This window comes from Pseudomonas sp. GW821-FHT01E10, assembly GCF_059422365.1.
Map to the genome: position 1 here is coordinate 182,871 of NZ_JBWKWT010000003.1, position 18,568 is coordinate 201,438.

Below are 18,568 nucleotides of genomic sequence, written 5' to 3' on the forward strand. Positions count from 1 at the left end.
CTGATTTAGGAGATAGTCCATGAAATTGCCGATTTACCTTGATTACTCTGCGACCACCCCGGTTGATCCGCGTGTCGCGCAAAAGATGAGTGAATGCCTGCTGGTCGACGGAAACTTCGGTAACCCGGCGTCCCGTTCCCACGTGTTCGGCTGGAAAGCCGAAGAGTCCGTCGAGAACGCTCGTCGTCAGGTCGCTGATCTGGTTAACGCCGACCCGCGTGAAATCGTCTGGACCTCCGGTGCCACCGAGTCCGACAACCTGGCAATCAAGGGGGCGGCGCATTTCTACTCCACCAAAGGCAAACACCTGATCACCACCAAGATTGAGCACAAGGCTGTCCTCGACACCATGCGCCAACTGGAGCGTGAAGGTTTCGAAGTGACCTACCTCGATCCTCGTGAAGATGGCCTGGTCACTCCGGAAATGGTCGAAGCTGCCCTGCGTGACGACACCATTCTGGTATCGGTCATGCACGTGAACAACGAAATCGGCACCATCAACGACATCGCTGCCATCGGTGAGCTGACCCGCTCCCGGGGTATTCTGTTCCACGTCGATGCTGCTCAGTCCACCGGCAAGGTCGAGATCGACCTGTCGAAACTGAAAGTTGACCTGATGTCGTTCTCTGCCCACAAAACCTACGGCCCTAAAGGCATCGGCGCGCTGTACGTCAGCCGCAAGCCGCGTGTGCGCATCGAAGCGACCATGCACGGCGGCGGTCACGAGCGTGGCATGCGTTCCGGCACCCTGGCGACTCACCAGATCGTCGGCATGGGCGAAGCGTTCCGTGTGGCCAAGGAAGACATGGCTGCCGAGAATGCACGCATCAAAGCGCTGAGCGACCGTTTCTTCAAACAGGTTGAAGGCCTGGAAGAGTTGTACGTCAACGGCAGCATGACCGCCCGCGTACCGCACAACCTGAACCTGAGCTTCAACTACGTCGAAGGCGAGTCGCTGATCATGGCGCTCAAGGATCTGGCGGTTTCGTCGGGTTCGGCCTGCACCTCGGCATCGCTTGAGCCTTCGTACGTGCTGCGCGCCCTGGGCCGCAACGACGAACTGGCACACAGCTCGATTCGCTTCACCTTCGGCCGTTTCACCACCGAAGAAGAAATCGACTACGCCGCGCAGAAAGTCTGCGAGGCCGTCACCAAGCTGCGCACTCTGTCGCCGCTGTGGGACATGTACAAAGACGGCGTCGACATTTCGAAAATCGAGTGGGCGGCACACTGATATTCAAGTCGCCGCAACCGGGCCCTGCGAATCCACGATTGGCAGGGCTTCAAGAGCGACTCCTGATGAGTGAGGATTAAGAATCATGGCTTACAGCGAAAAGGTCATCGACCACTACGAGAACCCGCGCAACGTCGGCAAGATGGATGCAGAAGATCCTGATGTCGGCACCGGCATGGTCGGCGCTCCGGCGTGCGGTGACGTGATGCGTCTGCAGATCAAGGTCAACGAACAAGGCATCATCGAAGACGCCAAGTTCAAGACTTACGGTTGCGGTTCGGCAATCGCCTCCAGCTCCCTGGCGACCGAGTGGATGAAAGGCAAGACTCTGGATGAAGCAGAGACCATCAAGAACACTCAACTGGCCGAAGAACTGGCCCTGCCGCCAGTGAAAATTCACTGCTCTGTACTCGCTGAAGACGCTATCAAGGCGGCCGTTCGCGACTACAAGCAGAAGAAAGGCTTGATCTGACTTTCAAGATTTGGCGACGAGTAAGGAGTCACCGATGGCTATCAGCATGACAGAAGCGGCTGCTCAACACGTGCGACGCTCCCTCAACGGGCGCGGCAAGGGTGATGGGATTCGTCTGGGTGTTCGCACCACGGGCTGTTCCGGCCTTGCCTATGTGCTGGAGTTTGTCGACGAGGTGGGCGCGGACGATCAGGTGTTCGAAAGTCACGGCGAGAAAGTGATCATCGACCCGAAAAGCCTGGCCTACCTGGACGGCACCGAGCTTGATTTCGTCAAGGAAGGGTTGAACGAAGGCTTCAAGTTCAACAACCCCAACGTACGCGGTGAGTGTGGCTGCGGCGAAAGCTTCAATATCTGAGGCTGCTCGTGGGTACTCCTTGTCATTTCGCTTTATTTGAGCTGCAACCGAGTTTCAATCTGGACCTCGATCAGCTGGCTACGCGCTACCGTGAGTTGGCGCGCGGCGTTCATCCGGACCGCTTTGCCGACGCTTCCGAGCGTGAGCAGCGGCTGGCGCTCGAGCAATCCGCGAGCCTCAACGAGGCCTACCAGACGCTCAAAAGCCCCCCCAAGCGCGCGCGATACTTGCTCGCATTGAGTGGTGGCGAGTTGCCGCTGGAGGTCACGGTGCATGATCCGGAGTTTCTTCTGCAGCAGATGGAGTTGCGTGAAGAGCTCGAGGATCTGCAGGACAGCGCCGACATGGCGGGTATTGCCACGTTCAAGCGCCGCCTCAAGGCAGCTCAGGATGAACTGAACCAAAGCTTCGCAGCTTGCTGGAATGATGCGGCGCAACGCGAACGGGCCGAACGCCTGATGCGGCGCATGCAGTTCCTCGACAAGCTCACCTACGAAGTGCGCCAGTTAGAAGAGCGCCTCGACGATTAACCCAGTGCCGCTCCGGTCGCACGCCTGATATACAGATAAGTCCTGATCACGATGGCCCTACTGCAGATCGCCGAACCCGGCCAAAGTCCTCAACCGCACCAGCGTCGTCTGGCTGTGGGGATCGACTTGGGCACTACCAATTCGCTGGTCGCTGCATTGCGCAGTGGTCTTTCCGAGCCTCTGGCCGATGCGCAAGGGCGGGTTATCCTGCCGTCTGCCGTGCGCTATCACGCCGATCGCGTCGAGGTCGGCGAATCGGCCAAACTGGCTGCCGCTACCGATCCTCTGAACACTGTGCTGTCGGTCAAGCGCTTGATGGGACGTGGTTTGTCCGACGTCAAGCAATTGGGCGATCAGCTGCCATACCGTTTTGTCGACGGCGAGTCGCACATGCCGTTCATCGACACGGTGCAAGGCCCGAAAAGCCCGGTCGAAGTCTCCGCCGATATCCTCAAGGTGCTGCGTCAGCGTGCCGAAGCGACCTTGGGTGGCGAACTGGTCGGCGCAGTGATCACCGTTCCGGCCTATTTCGATGATGCTCAGCGTCAAGCCACCAAGGATGCGGCCAAGCTGGCCGGCCTGAACGTGCTGCGCTTGCTCAATGAACCGACCGCTGCTGCGGTGGCTTACGGTCTGGATCAACAGGCTGAAGGCCTGGTTGCCATTTATGACCTGGGCGGTGGCACCTTCGATATTTCGATTCTGCGTCTGACCGGCGGTGTGTTTGAAGTGCTGGCTACCGGTGGCGACAGCGCGTTGGGTGGCGATGACTTCGATCACGCCATTGCTGGCTGGATCATCGAGAGTGCCGGTCTGTCGGCCGACCTCGATCCGGGCGAGCAGCGCAATCTGCTGCAAACCGCGTGTGCGGCCAAAGAAGCCCTGACTAGTGCCTCGTCCGTCGAAGTCGCATATGGCGACTGGAAGGCGGGGCTGACCCGTGAAGCGTTCAATGCGCTGATCGAGCCGATGGTTGCCCGCAGCCTGAAAGCCTGTCGTCGCGCGGTGCGTGATTCCGGCATTGAGCTGGAAGACGTTCATGCGGTGGTCATGGTCGGCGGCTCGACTCGCGTACCGCGCGTTCGCGAAGCCGTTGCGCAAGCCTTCGGTCGCGAACCGCTGACCGAAATCGACCCGGACCAAGTCGTGGCCATCGGTGCCGCGATCCAGGCCGATACCCTGGCTGGCAATAAGCGTGACGGCGGCGAACTGCTGTTGCTCGACGTGATTCCGTTGTCCCTGGGGCTGGAAACCATGGGCGGCCTGATGGAGAAGGTGATTCCGCGCAACACCACCATCCCTGTCGCCCGGGCCCAGGACTTCACCACTTATAAAGACGGCCAGTCGGCCATGGCGATCCACGTATTGCAGGGCGAGCGTGAGTTGATCAGCGACTGCCGCTCCCTGGCACGCTTCGAATTGCGCGGTATTCCAGCGATGGTTGCTGGTGCGGCGAAGATTCGCGTGACCTTCCAGGTCGACGCCGACGGTCTGCTCAGTGTCTCGGCCCGCGAATTGGGTTCGGGTGTCGAAGCCAGCATTCAGGTCAAACCGTCCTACGGCCTGACCGACGGCGAAATCGCCAAAATGCTCAAGGATTCGTTCCAGCACGCCAATGACGACAAGGTCGCCCGCGTATTGCGTGAGCAGCAGGTCGATGCCCAGCGCCTGATCGAAGCAGTGCAGGGCGCTCTGGATGTCGACGGCGAACGCTTGCTCGACGCCGAAGAGCGCATGGTCATCGAATTGCAGATGCAGGAACTGACCGAATTGATGAAAGGCACCGATGGTTACGCCATTGAGCAGCAGACCAAACGTCTGTCGCAAGTGACCGATGCCTTTGCTGCCCGCCGCCTGGACTCGACGGTGAAAGCCGCTCTGGCGGGGCGCAATCTGAATGAAATCGAGGAATAATTGATGCCGCAGGTCATTTTTCTGCCACACGAGAAGTTCTGTCCGGAAGGCATGGTTGTGGAGGCTGAGCCTGGCATATCCATTCTCGAGCTGGCCCATGAACACCATATCGAGATGGAAAGCGCTTGCGGCGGCGTCTGCGCGTGCACCACTTGTCACTGCATCATTCGTGAGGGTTTCGACTCGCTGGAAGAGGCTGATGAGCTGGAGGAAGACTATCTTGATAAGGCTTGGGGGCTGGAAGCTCAGTCGCGTCTGGCCTGTCAGGCAAAAGTCGGGACTGAAGACCTGACCGTCGAAATTCCGAAATACTCGCTCAACCATGCCGCCGAAGCGCCGCACTGATTCAAGGAACTTTCATGAGCCTGAAATGGGTTGATGTGCTGGAAATCGCGATCCAGCTGGCTGAGTCAAAGCCGGATGTGGACCCGCGTTACGTGAACTTCGTCGATCTGCACCAGTGGGTGCTGGCATTGCCGGAGTTCAGTGATGATCCGACACGCGGTGGCGAGAAGGTGCTTGAAGCCATTCAGGCCGCCTGGATCGAAGAAGCAGACTGAGTCTGCACCGTACGCAGTTAGGCAATACCAAAGAACCCGCGTATAATTCGCGGGTTTAATTTTTCGCAAATTACCGTTTCTGGAGTTACACCATGGCTGTTCAACGTACTTTCTCCATCATCAAGCCTGACGCTGTTGCTAAAAATGTTATCGGCGAGATCACCACTCGTTTCGAAAAAGCAGGCCTGCGCGTTGTAGCTTCGAAACTGAAGCAACTGTCCAAAGCCGAAGCTGAAGGCTTCTACGCTGAGCACAGCGCTCGTGGTTTCTTCAACGACCTGGTTGCTTTCATGATTTCCGGTCCGGTTGTCGTTCAGGTTCTGGAAGGCGAAAACGCTATCGCTCTGAACCGTGAGCTGATGGGCGCTACCAACCCTAAAGAAGCTGCTCCTGGCACCATCCGCGCTGACTTCGCTGATTCCATCGACGCCAACGCCGTACACGGTTCGGACTCCGAAGCCGCTGCTGCTCGCGAAATCTCGTACTTCTTCGCAGCTACTGAAGTAACCACTCGCTAAGCATTGGCTTAAGAGTGAAGGTGAATCCATGACTACATCGACTGTAAAAACCAACCTGCTGGGTCTGACTCAACAGGAAATGGAAAAATTCTTCGACTCAATCGGGGAGAAGCGTTTCCGTGCCGGTCAGGTAATGAAATGGATTCACCACTTTGGCGTCGATGATTTCGACGCCATGACGAACGTCAGCAAGGCCTTGCGCGAAAAGCTCAAGGCTGTTGCTGAAATTCGTGGTCCGGAAGTGGTCAGCGAGGACATCTCCAGCGACGGTACCCGTAAGTGGGTGGTGCGCGTGGCGTCCGGCAGCTGCGTCGAGACCGTTTACATTCCCCAGGGCAAACGCGGCACCTTGTGCGTTTCGTCCCAGGCAGGCTGTGCCCTGGACTGCAGTTTCTGCTCCACCGGCAAGCAAGGTTTCAATAGCAACCTCACCGCCGCCGAAGTCATCGGCCAGGTGTGGATTGCCAACAAATCCTTTGGCAGCGTCCCGGCAACCGTCGACCGTGCCATCACCAACGTGGTGATGATGGGCATGGGTGAGCCGCTGCTGAACTTCGACAACGTCGTGGCCGCCATGCATCTGATGATGGATGACCTGGGCTATGGCATCTCCAAGCGCCGCGTAACCCTGTCGACTTCGGGTGTGGTGCCGATGATCGATGAGCTGTCCAAGCACATCGATGTTTCCCTGGCGTTGTCCCTGCACGCACCAAATGACGCATTGCGTAACCAATTGGTGCCGATCAACAAGAAGTATCCGCTTAAGATGCTGCTGGAATCGTGTCAGCGCTACATGTCGTCCCTGGGCGAAAAGCGCGTACTGACCATCGAGTACACCTTGCTCAAGGACATCAATGACAAGGTCGAACACGCGGTCGAAATGATCGAGTTGCTCAAGAATGTTCCGTGCAAGATCAACCTGATTCCGTTCAACCCGTTCCCGCACTCCGGTTACGAGCGTCCGAGCAACAATGCGATTCGCCGTTTCCAGGATCAGCTTCACCATGCAGGCTTCAACGTCACCGTGCGTACCACTCGCGGTGAAGACATCGATGCCGCGTGTGGCCAATTGGTAGGGCAGGTGCTGGATCGCACCCGTCGCAGCGAACGTTATATCGCCGTGCGTGAGTTGAGCGCCGACAACGATATGCCACAAAACGCTGCGAACAATAATTAAGAGAGGATCTCTATGTCCCTGCGCTTCGCGCTGCTTGTGCTGTTGGCCAGCCTGTGTGCTGGTTGTGTCCTGTCGGGCGATTTCAACCCGATGAAGACCAGCAAGGGCCGTGATGAAGCGCGTGCCGCCTACGTGCAGCTGGGCCTGGGGTACTTGCAGCAGGGCATGACCGAGCGCGCCAAGGTCCCGCTGAAGAAGGCGTTGGAACTGGATGACTCGGATGCTGACGCCAACGCGGCCTTGGGGCTGGTGTTCCAGGCCGAGATGGAGCCGGAACTGGCCGATCAGCATTTTCGCAAGGCGCTGGCTTCCCGTCCCGCCGATGCGCGAATCCTGAACAACTACGGCAGTTTTCTGTTCGAAGAAAAACGTTACAAAGAGGCGTACGAGCGCTTTGAACAGGCGGCCGCCGATACTCTGTATCCTGAGCGTTCGCGGGTTTTCGAGAACCTCGGCATGACCGCTTCAAAGCTGGGCCAGCGTGACCTGGCTCGCCAGCAACTGGAAAAAGCCCTGCGTTTGAACCGCCAACAGCCACGTGCCTTGCTGGAAATGGCTGAGTTGTCATTCGAAGACAGGCATTATGTGCCCGCGCGTGACTATTACGATCGTTTTAGCCTGCTCACCGAGCAAAATGCACGTAGTCTATTGCTCGGCGTTCGGCTGGCAAAAGTGTTTGAAGATCGCGACAAGGCCGCCAGTTATGGCCTGCAATTAAAACGACTCTATCCCGGTACGCCGGAATATCAGCAATACCTGTCGGAGCAATGATGAAAGCGGCGCATCCCGAAGTTGTAGCAGCGAATCGCGTTAACCCCGGTGAGACTTTGCGCCAGGCCCGCGAAAGCAATGGCTGGTCGCTGGCCGAAGTGGCCCTCAAGCTCAACCTCACCGTCAATTCCCTGAGTAATCTGGAAGCCGGCGCTTTTGACAAGCTGCCTGGCCACACCTTTGCTCGTGGCTATATTCGCGCGTACGCCAAATTGCTGGGCATGGACCAGGCTGTTCTGGTTCAGCAGTTCGACCAATCCACCGGCACCGACTCCCAGGGCAGCAACGTCCACAGCCTGGGGCGTATCGAAGAGCCGGTTCGGGTTTCCCACACCATTTTGCGAATTGTCAGCCTGCTGTTGCTGATCGCGGTGATTGGTGGTGGTTTTGTCTGGTGGCAGGATCAAACCTCATCGCGCACCAAGGACCTGGTCAGCCTGGCTCCGGAACACGTTGAAGTCGAAGGCGCCGATGGCACCACCCAGATCCATCCGCTGGACGAGCCGGAAGACCAGGCGGTTGCGCAAGGTGAGTCTGAAGGTGAAACGCCTCTGGCGTTGCCGCAGGCGGAGGAGCCTGCCAACGCCGAAGCAAGCGCGCCGGCGCCAACACCCGCTCCAGCAGCCCCGGTAGCAACACCTGCGGCTCCGGCCCACAATACTGCTCCGGTTGTCGCGACACCGGCAGCGCCAGTTGTTGCCGCTGTACCGGCAGCGGTTGCGACGGCTCCGATTGCGCCGGCCGTTGCAGCTGCTGCGCCAGCAGCTCCAGCAGCTCCGGTTGCGGGCCAGGGCCAGGTTCAACTGCAATTCAGCGCCGATTGCTGGACTCAAGTGACCGACGGCACGGGTAAAGTGTTGTTGAGTGGTCTCAAGCGTAAAGGCGAAAGTGTTTCCGTCAGCGGCAAGCCGCCCTTTGCCGTGCGTCTGGGCTTTGCCCGTGGCGCGCAGGTCAGCTACAACGGGCAGGTGGTTGATGTCGCTCCGTTCACCAGTGGCGAGACTGCTCGCCTGAAGTTAGGTCAATAAGTCATGCACGGCGAATCTCCAATCAAGCGTCGCGAATCCCGGAAAATCTGGGTCGGTAACGTGCCTGTTGGCGGCGATGCGCCCATCGCTGTGCAGAGCATGACCAACAGCGACACCAATGACGTGGCCGCCACCGTGGCCCAGATCAATCGTCTGGAAGCCGCCGGCGTCGATATCGTTCGGGTTTCGGTGCCGGACATGGACGCCGCCGAAGCCTTCGGCAAGATCAAGCAACTGGTCAAGGTGCCGTTGGTGGCTGACATCCACTTCGACTACAGGATCGCTCTGCGCGTAGCCGAACTGGGCGTCGATTGCCTGCGCATCAACCCAGGCAACATCGGTCGTGAAGACCGCGTACGTGCGGTGGTCGATGCCGCCCGTGATCGCGGGATTCCAATCCGTATCGGCGTGAACGCCGGTTCCCTGGAAAAAGACCTGCAAAAGAAATATGGCGAGCCTACTCCGGCTGCGCTGGTCGAGTCCGCCCTGCGTCACGTCGAACACCTCGAACGCCTGAATTTCCAGGACTTCAAGGTCAGCGTAAAAGCTTCCGACGTGTTCATGGCCGTTGAAGCCTACCGCTTGCTGGCCAAGGAAATCGTCCAGCCGTTGCACCTGGGCATCACCGAAGCCGGTGGTTTGCGTTCAGGCACAGTGAAATCCGCCGTGGGCCTCGGTATGCTGCTCGCCGAAGGGATTGGCGATACTATTCGCATCTCGTTGGCGGCCGACCCGGTCGAGGAAGTGAAAGTCGGCTACGACATTCTCAAATCCCTGCACCTGCGTTCCCGTGGCATCAACTTCATCGCCTGCCCGAGCTGCTCGCGGCAGAACTTCGATGTGGTCAAAACCATGAACGAGCTGGAAGGGCGCCTCGAAGACTTGCTGGTGCCGCTGGATGTCGCGGTAATCGGTTGCGTGGTCAACGGGCCGGGCGAAGCCAAGGAAGCCCATATCGGCTTGACCGGCGGCACGCCAAACCTGATTTACATCGACGGCAAGCCGTCGCAGAAACTGACGAATGACAATCTGGTGGATGAGCTTGAACGCTTGATCCGCCAGAAAGCGGCCGAAAAGGTCGAAGCCGACGCGGCTGTAATCGCTCGCGGCTGAGCCTGACTGAAGAGCCGAACGAATTTAAGGATTTAAAGTGAGCAAGTCTCTGCAAGCCATTCGTGGCATGAACGACATCCTGCCCGAACAGACTCCCCTGTGGCGTCATTTCGAGGGCACCGTTTCGCGTTTGCTGGATAACTACGGTTACAAGCAGATCCGCATGCCGATCGTCGAGTTCACCGAGCTGTTCAAGCGCTCCATCGGTGAAGTGACCGACATCGTCGAAAAAGAGATGTACACCTTCGAAGACCGCAACGGCGATTCCCTGACCCTGCGCCCTGAAGGCACAGCGGCCTGCGTGCGTGCGGTGCTCGAACACGGCATTACCGGCGGCGGCCAGGTGCAGAAACTCTGGTACATCGGCCCGATGTTCCGCCACGAACGTCCGCAGAAAGGCCGTTATCGCCAGTTCCACCAGATTGGTTGTGAAGTCTTCAACCTCGACGGTCCGGACATCGACGCCGAGCTGATCGTGCTGACCTGGCGCCTGTGGGGCGAGCTGGGTATCCGCGATGCGGTCAAGCTCGAACTCAACAGCCTGGGCACTGCCGAATCCCGTGGTCGTTATCGCGAAGCACTGGTCGAGTACCTGACCGCTCGCCTGGATCAACTGGACGAAGACAGCCAGCGCCGTCTGAAGACCAACCCGCTGCGGGTCCTGGATACCAAGAACGCCGACACTCAAGCGGTGCTGGCCGACGCGCCGAAAATGGCCGACTACCTCGACGAAGAATCCCGCGTGCACTTCGAGGGCCTCAAGGCTCGCCTGGACGCCGCCGGCATTCCTTATGTGATCAACCCGAAGCTGGTTCGCGGGCTGGATTACTACAGCAAGACCGTATTCGAATGGGTCACCGACCAATTGGGCGCCCAGGGCACGGTATGTGCCGGTGGTCGTTACGACGGTCTGGTGGAGCAGATGGGCGGCAAGCCGACCCCGGGCGTAGGTTTCGCCATGGGCATCGAGCGTCTGGTGCTGCTGCTTGAAACCCTGGAGCAGATCCCCGAAGAGATCTCCCGTCAGGTTGACGTCTACCTCTGCGCCTTCGGTGAAGCCGCCGAGCTGGCCGGTCTGACCCTGAGCGAGCGTGTTCGTGATCAACTGCCCAACCTGCGCCTGCAAATCAATGCCGGGGGCGGCAGCTTCAAAAGCCAGTTCAAGAAAGCCGACAAGAGCGGTGCGCTGTACGCATTGATCCTCGGTGACGACGAAATGGCCCAGCAAGTGGTAGGTTTCAAACCCCTGCGTGGCCAGGGCGAACAACAAAGCATTGCCTGGGATGCGCTTGCTGCACACCTGGCCACCTGCGTCGTGCAGGGTTGAAGCTGTCAAACAGCCGATTTAGCGATTAAGGAGTATTGGGGTGTCGAGTACCGAAGACGAACATGTGGCGGAGTTGAAGGAGTGGTGGACACGCAACGGCAAGCCCCTGGTTACTGGCGGCCTGTTGGCGCTGGTCATCGTGTTCGGCTGGCAGGCCTTTCAGAAGTATCAGAGCAATCAGTCGCAAGGCGCCTCGATTCTCTACCAGCAGTTGCTGGAAACCACGCTGACGCCTGACGGCAAGCCTGATGCTGCACGTGTTTCGGATCTGGCCGGCAAGCTCAACAGCGAGTTCGGCGGCACTGCCTACGCGCAATACGGCAGCCTGTTCGTGGCGAAAGTCGCGGTCGACAGCGGCAAGCTGGACGACGCTGCCAGCGAGCTGAAAGCCATTGTCGACAAGCCGGCCAACCCGGCTCTGGGTGAAATCGCCCGTCAGCGCCTGGCGCAGGTGCTGGCCGCGCAGAACAAGGTCGATGAAGCCCTGAAACTGCTCGAAGGCGATGCCGACAAGGCCTTCCTGGCCACTCGCGAAGAACTCAAGGGCGACCTGCTGGTGCAACTGGGTCGTACCGACGAAGCGAACGCTGCGTATCAAAAAGCCAAGGCGGCACTGTCGGATGAAGCGGCGGTCGGTGGCCTACAAATCAAGCTGGACGACCTGGCCAAAGGGGATGCGTGACGTGATCCGTTGGAAACATGCAGCATTGCTGGCTCTGGCCATTCTGGCCGCGGGTTGCAGCAGCAACAGCAAAAAAGAGTTGCCACCGGCCGAGCTGACCGACTTCAAGGAAGAAGTGGTTCTGCACAAGCAGTGGAGTCGTTCGATCGGTAACGGTCAGGGCGAAACCTACAACATGCTGGTTCCGGCGATCGATGGCGATACGATCTATGCCGCCGACGTCACCGGTGTGGTGATGGCGATGGATCGCAGCAATGGCGACGTCAAGTGGAAGAAAGATCTCAAACTGCCTGTCTCCGGCGCCGTTGGCGTGGGTTACGGTCTGGTCATGATCGGCACGCTCAAGGGTGAAATCGTTGCCCTGGATGCCAGCAGCGGTGAAGAGAAATGGCGCGCTCGCGTGACCAGCGAAGTTCTCGCACCACCGGCCACCAACGGTGACGTTGTTGTGGTTCAGACCCAGGATGACCGTCTGATCGGTCTGGATGCCTCTACCGGCAACCAGCGCTGGTTGTATGACAGCACGCCAGCGGTCCTGACCCTGCGCGGCACCAGCGCACCGATCGTCACCAACCGCCTCGCGGTGGCTGGCTTGTCGACCGGTAAAGTGGTTGCTCTTGATGTGTCCAACGGCGTGCCGGTTTGGGAACAGCGTGTAGCGATTCCACAAGGTCGTTCGGAGCTGGAGCGTGTGGTCGATATCGACGGTGGCTTGCTGCTGTCCGGCGGTACGCTGTATGTCGCCAGCTACCAGGGTCGCGTCGCGGCACTGGATCTGGAAAGCGGTCGTCAGCTCTGGCAGCGTGATGCTTCCAGCTATGCCGGCGTCGCCCAGGGTTTTGGCAGCGTCTATGTGAGCCTGTCTTCGGGCACTGTTGAAGGCGTCGACGAGCGTTCCACCACTGCATTGTGGAGCAACGATTCGCTGGCCCGCCGCCAACTGTCGGCTCCGGAAGTGTTCTCCAGCTACGTTGCAGTCGGTGACCTGGAAGGTTACCTGCACCTGCTGAGTCAGGTGGACGGTCGTTTCGTCGGCCGCGAGCGCATCGACAGCGACGGCCTGCGTGCCCGTCCGCTGGTGGTGGGTGACACGATTTATGTGTATGGCAACAGCGGCAAACTGGAAGCCCTGACCATCAAGTAAAGACTATGCTTGGGGTTTAACCCCCAAGCGGCCTTGTTCTGCAAGGCTCGCAGCGCTTTCAAGCGCTGCCCCGAGCACCAGCCGCTGCCTCGCAGCGGCTTTTGTATTTTCTGAAATAACGAAGTGGAGAGCCGCATGGTTCCCGTAATCGCCCTGGTGGGCCGACCGAACGTCGGCAAGTCCACCTTGTTCAACCGCCTGACCAGGACTCGCGACGCCATCGTCGGCGACTTGTCCGGTCTGACCCGTGATCGCCAATACGGTGAGGCCAAGTGGCAAGGGCGTTCCTACATTCTGGTCGACACTGGCGGTATCTCCGGTGACGAGCACGGTATGGACGAAAAAATGGCCGAGCAGTCGCTGCTGGCCATTGAAGAAGCGGATGTCGTTCTGTTCCTGGTAGATGCCAAGGCCGGTTTTACCGCCGCCGACCAGATGATCGCCGAGCACTTGCGCAAGCGTAACAAGCGTTCCTACGTGGTCGCCAACAAGGTCGACAACATCGACCCTGAAATGGCCCGCGCCGAATTCGCCCCGTTGGGCATGGGCCACGCGATCCCGATCGCCGGTGCCCATGGTCGTGGCATCACCCAGATGCTGGAAATCGCCCTGAGCGACTTCCCGAAAGACGAAGAAGAACCGCAAGAAGGCGAAGAGGAAGAGATCGTTGCCGAAGGTGAGGAAGCCAAGCGCATTCCTGGCCCAAGCGAAAAAGACGGTATCAAGATCGCCATCATCGGCCGTCCGAACGTCGGCAAGTCGACCCTGGTCAACCGCATGCTCGGTGAAGACCGGGTGATCGTGTATGACCAACCTGGTACCACCCGCGACAGTATTTACATCCCGTTTGAGCGTAACGACGAGAAGTACACGCTGATCGACACCGCGGGTGTGCGCAAGCGCGGCAAGATTCACGAAGAAGTCGAAAAGTTCTCCGTGGTCAAAACCCTGCAGGCGATCAAAGACGCCAACGTGGTGATCTTCGTGATGGACGCCCGCGAAGGCGTGGTGGACCACGACCTCAACCTGCTGGGTTTTGCCCTTGAAGCCGGTCGTGCGTTGGTGATCGCGATCAACAAGTGGGACGGGATGACGCCGAGCGAGCGCGACTTCGTGAAGGTCGAACTGCAACGTCGACTGTTCTTCGTCGACTTCGCCGACATCCACTTCATCTCGGCCCTGCACGGCACTGGCGTAGGTAATCTCTACGCGTCGGTACAGAACTCGTTCAAGTCCGCGGTCACCCGCTGGCCGACCAACCGCCTGACCCAGATTCTGGAAGATGCGGTCGGCGAGCACGCGCCACCGATGGTCAACAACCGCCGGATCAAGCTGCGTTATGCCCACTTGGGTGGTGCGAACCCGCCGATCATCGTGATCCACGGTAACCAGATCGAGAAGGTGCCGAAGTCTTACGTCCGTTACCTGGAAAACACTTACCGTCGTGTGCTCAAGCTGGTCGGTACGCCGATCCGCATCGAGTTCAAGGGCGGCGAGAACCCGTACGAAGGCAACAAGAACTCGCTCACCGACCGTCAGGTCAACAAGAAGCGTCGTTTGATGTCGCACCATAAGAAGGCTGACAAGAAGCGCCGCGACAAGCGCTGATTCAAGGCCTCACTCTTTTTGTGAGGGCTTGTTGTGGCGAGGGAGCTTGCTCCCGCTGGACTGCGAAGCGGCCCCAGTATCTGCAACCGAGATCGTTCAGTTGGAACGCATCGGTTGATTTGCGACTGCTGCGCAGCCGAGCGGGACGGTGCGGCGTTCCGACAAGCTCCCTCGCCACAAGTTATGCGGTGTACATTAGAAGAAGGGTGCCGGTTGGCGCCCTTTTTTTGTGGGCGTCGTTTGGGCTATCCTCGGGCTCTCCCGTGCCGCCGTTAGAGCCGGGTGTAGCCCAGGGAATCACCGATGATCACCAGTAAGCTGCCGAATGTCGGCATCACTATCTTCACGCAGATGTCTCAGCTCGCGACGCAAACCGGGGCGATCAACCTGTCCCAGGGTTTTCCCGATTTCGACGGCCCGCAGGCCCTGCGCGATGCGGTCGGTCGGCATATCGCCAGTGGCCACAACCAGTATTCGCCGATGACCGGCTTACCGGCGTTGCGTCAGCAGATCGCGGCGAAGATCGCTCGCAGTTACGGCGCGCATGTTGATGCCGACAGTGAAGTGACGGTCACCCCCGGCGCGACCCAGGCGATCTTCTGCGCGATTCAGGCGGTGATCCACAGCGGCGATGAAGTGATCGTGTTCGATCCGTGCTACGACAGCTACGAGCCCTCGGTCGAGCTGGCCGGTGGTCGCTGTGTGCATGTGCAACTCGGCCTGAAGGACTTCGCCATCGACTTCCAGAAGCTCGCCGAAGCCCTGAGCCCGCGCACGCGGATGATCATCCTCAATACCCCGCACAACCCAAGCGGTGCGCTGATCAGCCGTGCCGAGCTGGATCAGCTGGCGGCGTTGATCCGCGACCGCGACATCTATGTGATCAGCGACGAAGTCTATGAACACCTGGTGTTCGACGGTGTGTCTCACGCCAGCGTATTGGCCCATGAAGAGCTGTATCAGCGCGCTTTCGTGGTCAGTTCGTTCGGCAAGACGTACCACGTCACTGGTTGGAAAACCGGTTATGTCGTGGCGCCGCCGGCCCTTAGCGCGGAGCTGCGCAAGGTGCACCAGTACGTCAGTTTCTGCGGCGTGACGCCGTTGCAGTACGCGTTGGCCGATTACATGGCCGAGCACCCGGAACACGTCGAAGAGCTGCCGGGCTTCTATCAGGCCAAGCGCGATCTGTTCTGCGATCTGCTGACGCCGTCGCGCTTCAGTTTTACCCGCGTGGCCGGTACTTATTTCCAGTTGGTCGATTACTCGCAGATTCGCCCGGACCTCAATGACTTAGAGATGGCGCTGTGGATGACCCGCGAGCATGGCGTCGCGAGCATTCCGATCTCGGTGTTCTACCAGACTCCACCTGAAGGCCAGCGCCTGGTGCGTCTGTGCTTTGCCAAGCGCGAGGAGACCCTGCGTGAAGCAGCGGCAAAACTATGCCTGATCTGAGTACTCTGCCCAATCTGAATCTTGCGCTGATCCAGACCACCCTGGCCTGGCACGATCGTCAGGCCAATCTGGAGCATTTCGAGCCGTTGCTGGAACAGGCTCGCGGTGCGGACCTGATCATCCTGCCGGAGATGTTCACCACCGGTTTCTCCATGGAATCGGAAACCCTCGCCGAGCCGGAAAATGGCCCCACCAGTAAATGGATGCGGGCTCAGGCAGCGAAGCTGGGCGCGGTGGTGACCGGCAGCATCATCGTCCAGGCGGCTGACGGTAGCCATCGCAATCGTCTGTTGTGGGCACGGCCGGACGGGGAGGTGTGGCACTACGACAAGCGTCACCTGTTCCGCATGGCCGGGGAGAACAATCACTACACCCCGGGCGAGCGTCAGGTGCAGTTCGAATTGAAGGGTTGGCGAGTGCGGCCGCTGATTTGCTACGACCTGCGCTTCCCGGTCTGGAGTCGCGATCCGCAAGACACTGACTTGCTGCTGTACACCGCCAACTGGCCGGGCGCACGGCGTCAGCACTGGAACCGATTGCTGCCGGCACGGGCGATCGAAAACCTCTGCTATGTGGCGGCGGTGAACCGTATCGGTACCGATGGCAAAGGCTTCGCGTATACCGGTGACAGTCAGGTCCTGGATTTTCAGGGCGAGACGTTGCTCGGTGCAGGCGATGCCGATGGCGTATTCAAGGTCGTGCTCGACGCGGCAGAACTGGCGGCATATCGCACACGGTTCCCGGCGAATCTGGATGCGGATACCTTCGAGTTCACCTGACCGATCGTTGAGCAACAAAAAAGGCCCCGAGGTTTTCACCCCGGGGCCTTTTGCATTTGCAGCGAAGCTTACGCCGCTTTCGCTTCCGGCTGGCTCAGGGAGCGGTTCAGTGCGCTGAACAGGGCCTTGAAGCTGGCAGTGGTGATGTTTTCGTCGATGCCGACGCCATGCACCGCACGCTCACCATTCACCCGCAATTCAATGTAGGCCGCGGCCTTGGCATTGGTGCCCGCGCCGATGGCGTGTTCGTTGTAGTCCATGATTTCCACCGGGATCGGCAGGCCGGCCACCAGTGCTTCCAGGGCACCGTTGCCCTTGCCGCGCCAGTGCAGGTTGGTTTCGCCCTGACCTTTGCTGGAAACTTCGACTTCCACGGCGCTGTGTCCGTTTTCTTCCTGCAGGCGATGGCTGACCAGCGCGTACGGGGTGTTGGCCTGCAAGTACTCGCTGTGCAGCAGCGCGTGGATCTGCTGGGCGGTCATCTCCAGGCCCAGGCGATCGGTTTCACGCTGCACGACCTGGCTGAACTCGATTTGCATACGGCGCGGCAAGCTGATGCCGTATTCCTGTTCCAGCAGGTAAGCGATACCGCCCTTGCCCGACTGGCTGTTGACGCGAATCACCGCCTCGTAGCTGCGGCCGATGTCGGCCGGGTCGATCGGCAGGTACGGCACTTCCCACAGGGCGTCCGGTTGCTGCTGGGCGAAGCCCTTGCGGATTGCATCCTGGTGCGAGCCGGAGAACGCGGTGTGAACCAGGTCGCCGACGTACGGGTGACGTGGGTGCACCGCAATCTGGTTGCACTCTTCGACGACTTTGCGCACGCCATCGATATCGGAGAAATCCAGCTCAGGGTTGACGCCCTGGGTGTAGAGGTTCAATGCCACGGTGACGAGATCGACGTTACCGGTACGCTCGCCGTTGCCGAACAGGCAGCCTTCGACACGGTCGGCGCCGGCCATCAGGCCCAGCTCGGTGGCGGCCACGCCGGTGCCACGGTCGTTGTGGGTGTGCAGGCTGATGATCACGCTGTCACGACGGTTGATGTGACGACCGAACCATTCGATCTGGTCGGCATAGATGTTCGGGGTCGCGCATTCGACGGTGGCGGGCAGGTTGAGGATCACCTTGTGCTCAGGCGTCGGGTTCCACACCTCGATCACCGCGTCGCAGACTTCCTTGGCGAATTCCAGTTCGGTGGCGCTGAAGGTTTCTGGCGAGTATTCGAAGGTCCACTCGGTGTCCGGCTGCTGGGCGGCATATTTGACGAACAGCTTGGCGGCGTTTACGGCGATGGCCTTGATCCCGTCCTTGTCCTGGTTGAAGACAATGCGGCGGAAGGAAGGGGAGGTCGCGTTGTACAGGTGAACGATGGCCTTCTTGGCACCGCGCAGGGATTCAAAGGTGCGCGCGATCAAGTCTTCACGGCCCTGGGTCAGCACCTGAATGGTGGTGTCGTCCGGGATGTGGCCGCCTTCGATCAGGGTGCGCACGAAGTCGAAGTCGGTTTGCGAAGCAGCCGGGAACGAGGCTTCGATTTCTTTCACGCCGACCTGCACCAGGGTCTTCCAGAAACGCAGCTTCTTGACCGCGTCCATTGGCTCGATCAACGACTGGTTGCCGTCACGAAGGTCCGAGCTGCACCAGATCGGCGCTGCAGTGATGGTCTTCGATGGCCAGGTGCGATCCGGCAGGTTGATGGTCGGGAACGCGCGGTATTTCGAAGACGGGTCTTTGAGCATGCTCATTGGAAAATCCTTATTGTGTGGGCCGAAAAAAGGCGGCCTGCCGGTGGATCAAATGTTCTGGTAAAGCATCAGACGAGGCACCGCGATTCAGCCTGGCAGTCGTGCACTGACGAGGCACAGGCTGCGGTGCTGGCGGAGCTGAATGAGGGTGTG

19 protein-coding genes are annotated in these 18,568 nt (G+C 59.4%); 18 read left to right on the forward strand and 1 reads right to left on the reverse strand.

Annotated features, from left to right (window positions below):
* The first annotated feature begins 19 nt into the window (after positions 1 to 19).
* From AC07V0_RS07330 to AC07V0_RS07415, 18 genes are all read left to right on the forward strand, one after another.
* The gene (locus AC07V0_RS07330) at positions 20 to 1,234 is read left to right on the forward strand and encodes an IscS subfamily cysteine desulfurase (RefSeq protein ID WP_007941393.1); all 1,215 of its coding nucleotides are present in this window, start codon (positions 20 to 22) and stop codon (positions 1,232 to 1,234) included.
* 85 nt (positions 1,235 to 1,319) lie between these two features.
* Entirely contained in the window at positions 1,320 to 1,706 is a 387-nt protein-coding gene (gene iscU, locus AC07V0_RS07335; protein WP_003443374.1) for a Fe-S cluster assembly scaffold IscU, read from the forward strand.
* 34 nt (positions 1,707 to 1,740) lie between these two features.
* A complete protein-coding gene (gene iscA / locus AC07V0_RS07340; RefSeq protein ID WP_007941391.1) occupies positions 1,741 to 2,064 on the forward strand; it encodes an iron-sulfur cluster assembly protein IscA in 324 nt (107 codons plus the stop codon).
* Between the two features lie 8 nt (positions 2,065 to 2,072).
* On the forward strand, positions 2,073 to 2,594 hold the full coding sequence (gene hscB / locus AC07V0_RS07345; protein WP_018927068.1) for a co-chaperone HscB: 522 nt from the start codon (positions 2,073 to 2,075) through the stop codon (positions 2,592 to 2,594).
* 51 nt (positions 2,595 to 2,645) lie between these two features.
* Positions 2,646 to 4,508 (forward strand): Fe-S protein assembly chaperone HscA, encoded by a 1,863-nt coding sequence (hscA, locus tag AC07V0_RS07350; RefSeq protein WP_064620145.1) that lies wholly within the window; start codon positions 2,646 to 2,648, stop codon positions 4,506 to 4,508.
* 3 nt (positions 4,509 to 4,511) lie between these two features.
* A complete protein-coding gene (fdx, locus tag AC07V0_RS07355; protein WP_018927066.1) occupies positions 4,512 to 4,853 on the forward strand; it encodes an ISC system 2Fe-2S type ferredoxin in 342 nt (113 codons plus the stop codon).
* Between the two features lie 14 nt (positions 4,854 to 4,867).
* On the forward strand, positions 4,868 to 5,068 hold the full coding sequence (gene iscX, locus AC07V0_RS07360) for a Fe-S cluster assembly protein IscX (RefSeq protein ID WP_007941386.1): 201 nt from the start codon (positions 4,868 to 4,870) through the stop codon (positions 5,066 to 5,068).
* 92 nt (positions 5,069 to 5,160) lie between these two features.
* Complete coding sequence (gene ndk, locus AC07V0_RS07365; RefSeq protein WP_018927065.1) at positions 5,161 to 5,586, forward strand: nucleoside-diphosphate kinase; 426 nt, start codon at positions 5,161 to 5,163, stop codon at positions 5,584 to 5,586.
* A 28-nt stretch (positions 5,587 to 5,614) separates the two neighbouring features.
* On the forward strand, positions 5,615 to 6,763 hold the full coding sequence (gene rlmN, locus AC07V0_RS07370) for a dual-specificity RNA methyltransferase RlmN (RefSeq protein ID WP_007941385.1): 1,149 nt from the start codon (positions 5,615 to 5,617) through the stop codon (positions 6,761 to 6,763).
* Between the two features lie 12 nt (positions 6,764 to 6,775).
* Positions 6,776 to 7,534: a type IV pilus biogenesis/stability protein PilW gene (gene pilW / locus AC07V0_RS07375; RefSeq protein WP_086944745.1), complete on the forward strand. Its 759-nt coding sequence runs from the start codon at positions 6,776 to 6,778 to the stop codon at positions 7,532 to 7,534.
* The gene (locus AC07V0_RS07380; protein WP_064620141.1) at positions 7,534 to 8,562 is read left to right on the forward strand and encodes a RodZ domain-containing protein; all 1,029 of its coding nucleotides are present in this window, start codon (positions 7,534 to 7,536) and stop codon (positions 8,560 to 8,562) included. Before pilW ends, AC07V0_RS07380 begins: the two co-directional genes overlap by 1 nt.
* A 3-nt stretch (positions 8,563 to 8,565) precedes the next feature.
* Entirely contained in the window at positions 8,566 to 9,675 is a 1,110-nt protein-coding gene (ispG, locus tag AC07V0_RS07385) for a flavodoxin-dependent (E)-4-hydroxy-3-methylbut-2-enyl-diphosphate synthase (RefSeq protein WP_003185136.1), read from the forward strand.
* 37 nt (positions 9,676 to 9,712) lie between these two features.
* On the forward strand, positions 9,713 to 11,002 hold the full coding sequence (hisS, locus tag AC07V0_RS07390) for a histidine--tRNA ligase (protein ID WP_018927062.1): 1,290 nt from the start codon (positions 9,713 to 9,715) through the stop codon (positions 11,000 to 11,002).
* A 40-nt stretch (positions 11,003 to 11,042) separates the two neighbouring features.
* Positions 11,043 to 11,684, forward strand: coding sequence for a tetratricopeptide repeat protein (locus AC07V0_RS07395; RefSeq protein WP_018927061.1), 642 nt, complete (start codon positions 11,043 to 11,045; stop codon positions 11,682 to 11,684).
* Positions 11,677 to 12,828 (forward strand): outer membrane protein assembly factor BamB, encoded by a 1,152-nt coding sequence (gene bamB, locus AC07V0_RS07400; RefSeq protein WP_064620135.1) that lies wholly within the window; start codon positions 11,677 to 11,679, stop codon positions 12,826 to 12,828. Before AC07V0_RS07395 ends, bamB begins: the two co-directional genes overlap by 8 nt.
* Positions 12,829 to 12,963: 135 nt before the next feature.
* Complete coding sequence (der, locus tag AC07V0_RS07405) at positions 12,964 to 14,436, forward strand: ribosome biogenesis GTPase Der (protein ID WP_018927059.1); 1,473 nt, start codon at positions 12,964 to 12,966, stop codon at positions 14,434 to 14,436.
* A 303-nt stretch (positions 14,437 to 14,739) separates the two neighbouring features.
* On the forward strand, positions 14,740 to 15,888 hold the full coding sequence (locus AC07V0_RS07410; RefSeq protein ID WP_086944746.1) for a pyridoxal phosphate-dependent aminotransferase: 1,149 nt from the start codon (positions 14,740 to 14,742) through the stop codon (positions 15,886 to 15,888).
* Positions 15,876 to 16,667, forward strand: coding sequence for an amidohydrolase (locus AC07V0_RS07415; protein ID WP_086944863.1), 792 nt, complete (start codon positions 15,876 to 15,878; stop codon positions 16,665 to 16,667). Before AC07V0_RS07410 ends, AC07V0_RS07415 begins: the two co-directional genes overlap by 13 nt.
* A gap of 68 nt (positions 16,668 to 16,735) precedes the next feature.
* Here the strand turns inward: AC07V0_RS07415 and leuA are convergent, their stop codons facing one another.
* The gene (leuA, locus tag AC07V0_RS07420) at positions 16,736 to 18,415 is read right to left on the reverse strand and encodes a 2-isopropylmalate synthase (RefSeq protein WP_018927056.1); all 1,680 of its coding nucleotides are present in this window, start codon (positions 18,413 to 18,415) and stop codon (positions 16,736 to 16,738) included.
* Between the last annotated feature and the right edge of the window lie 153 nt (positions 18,416 to 18,568).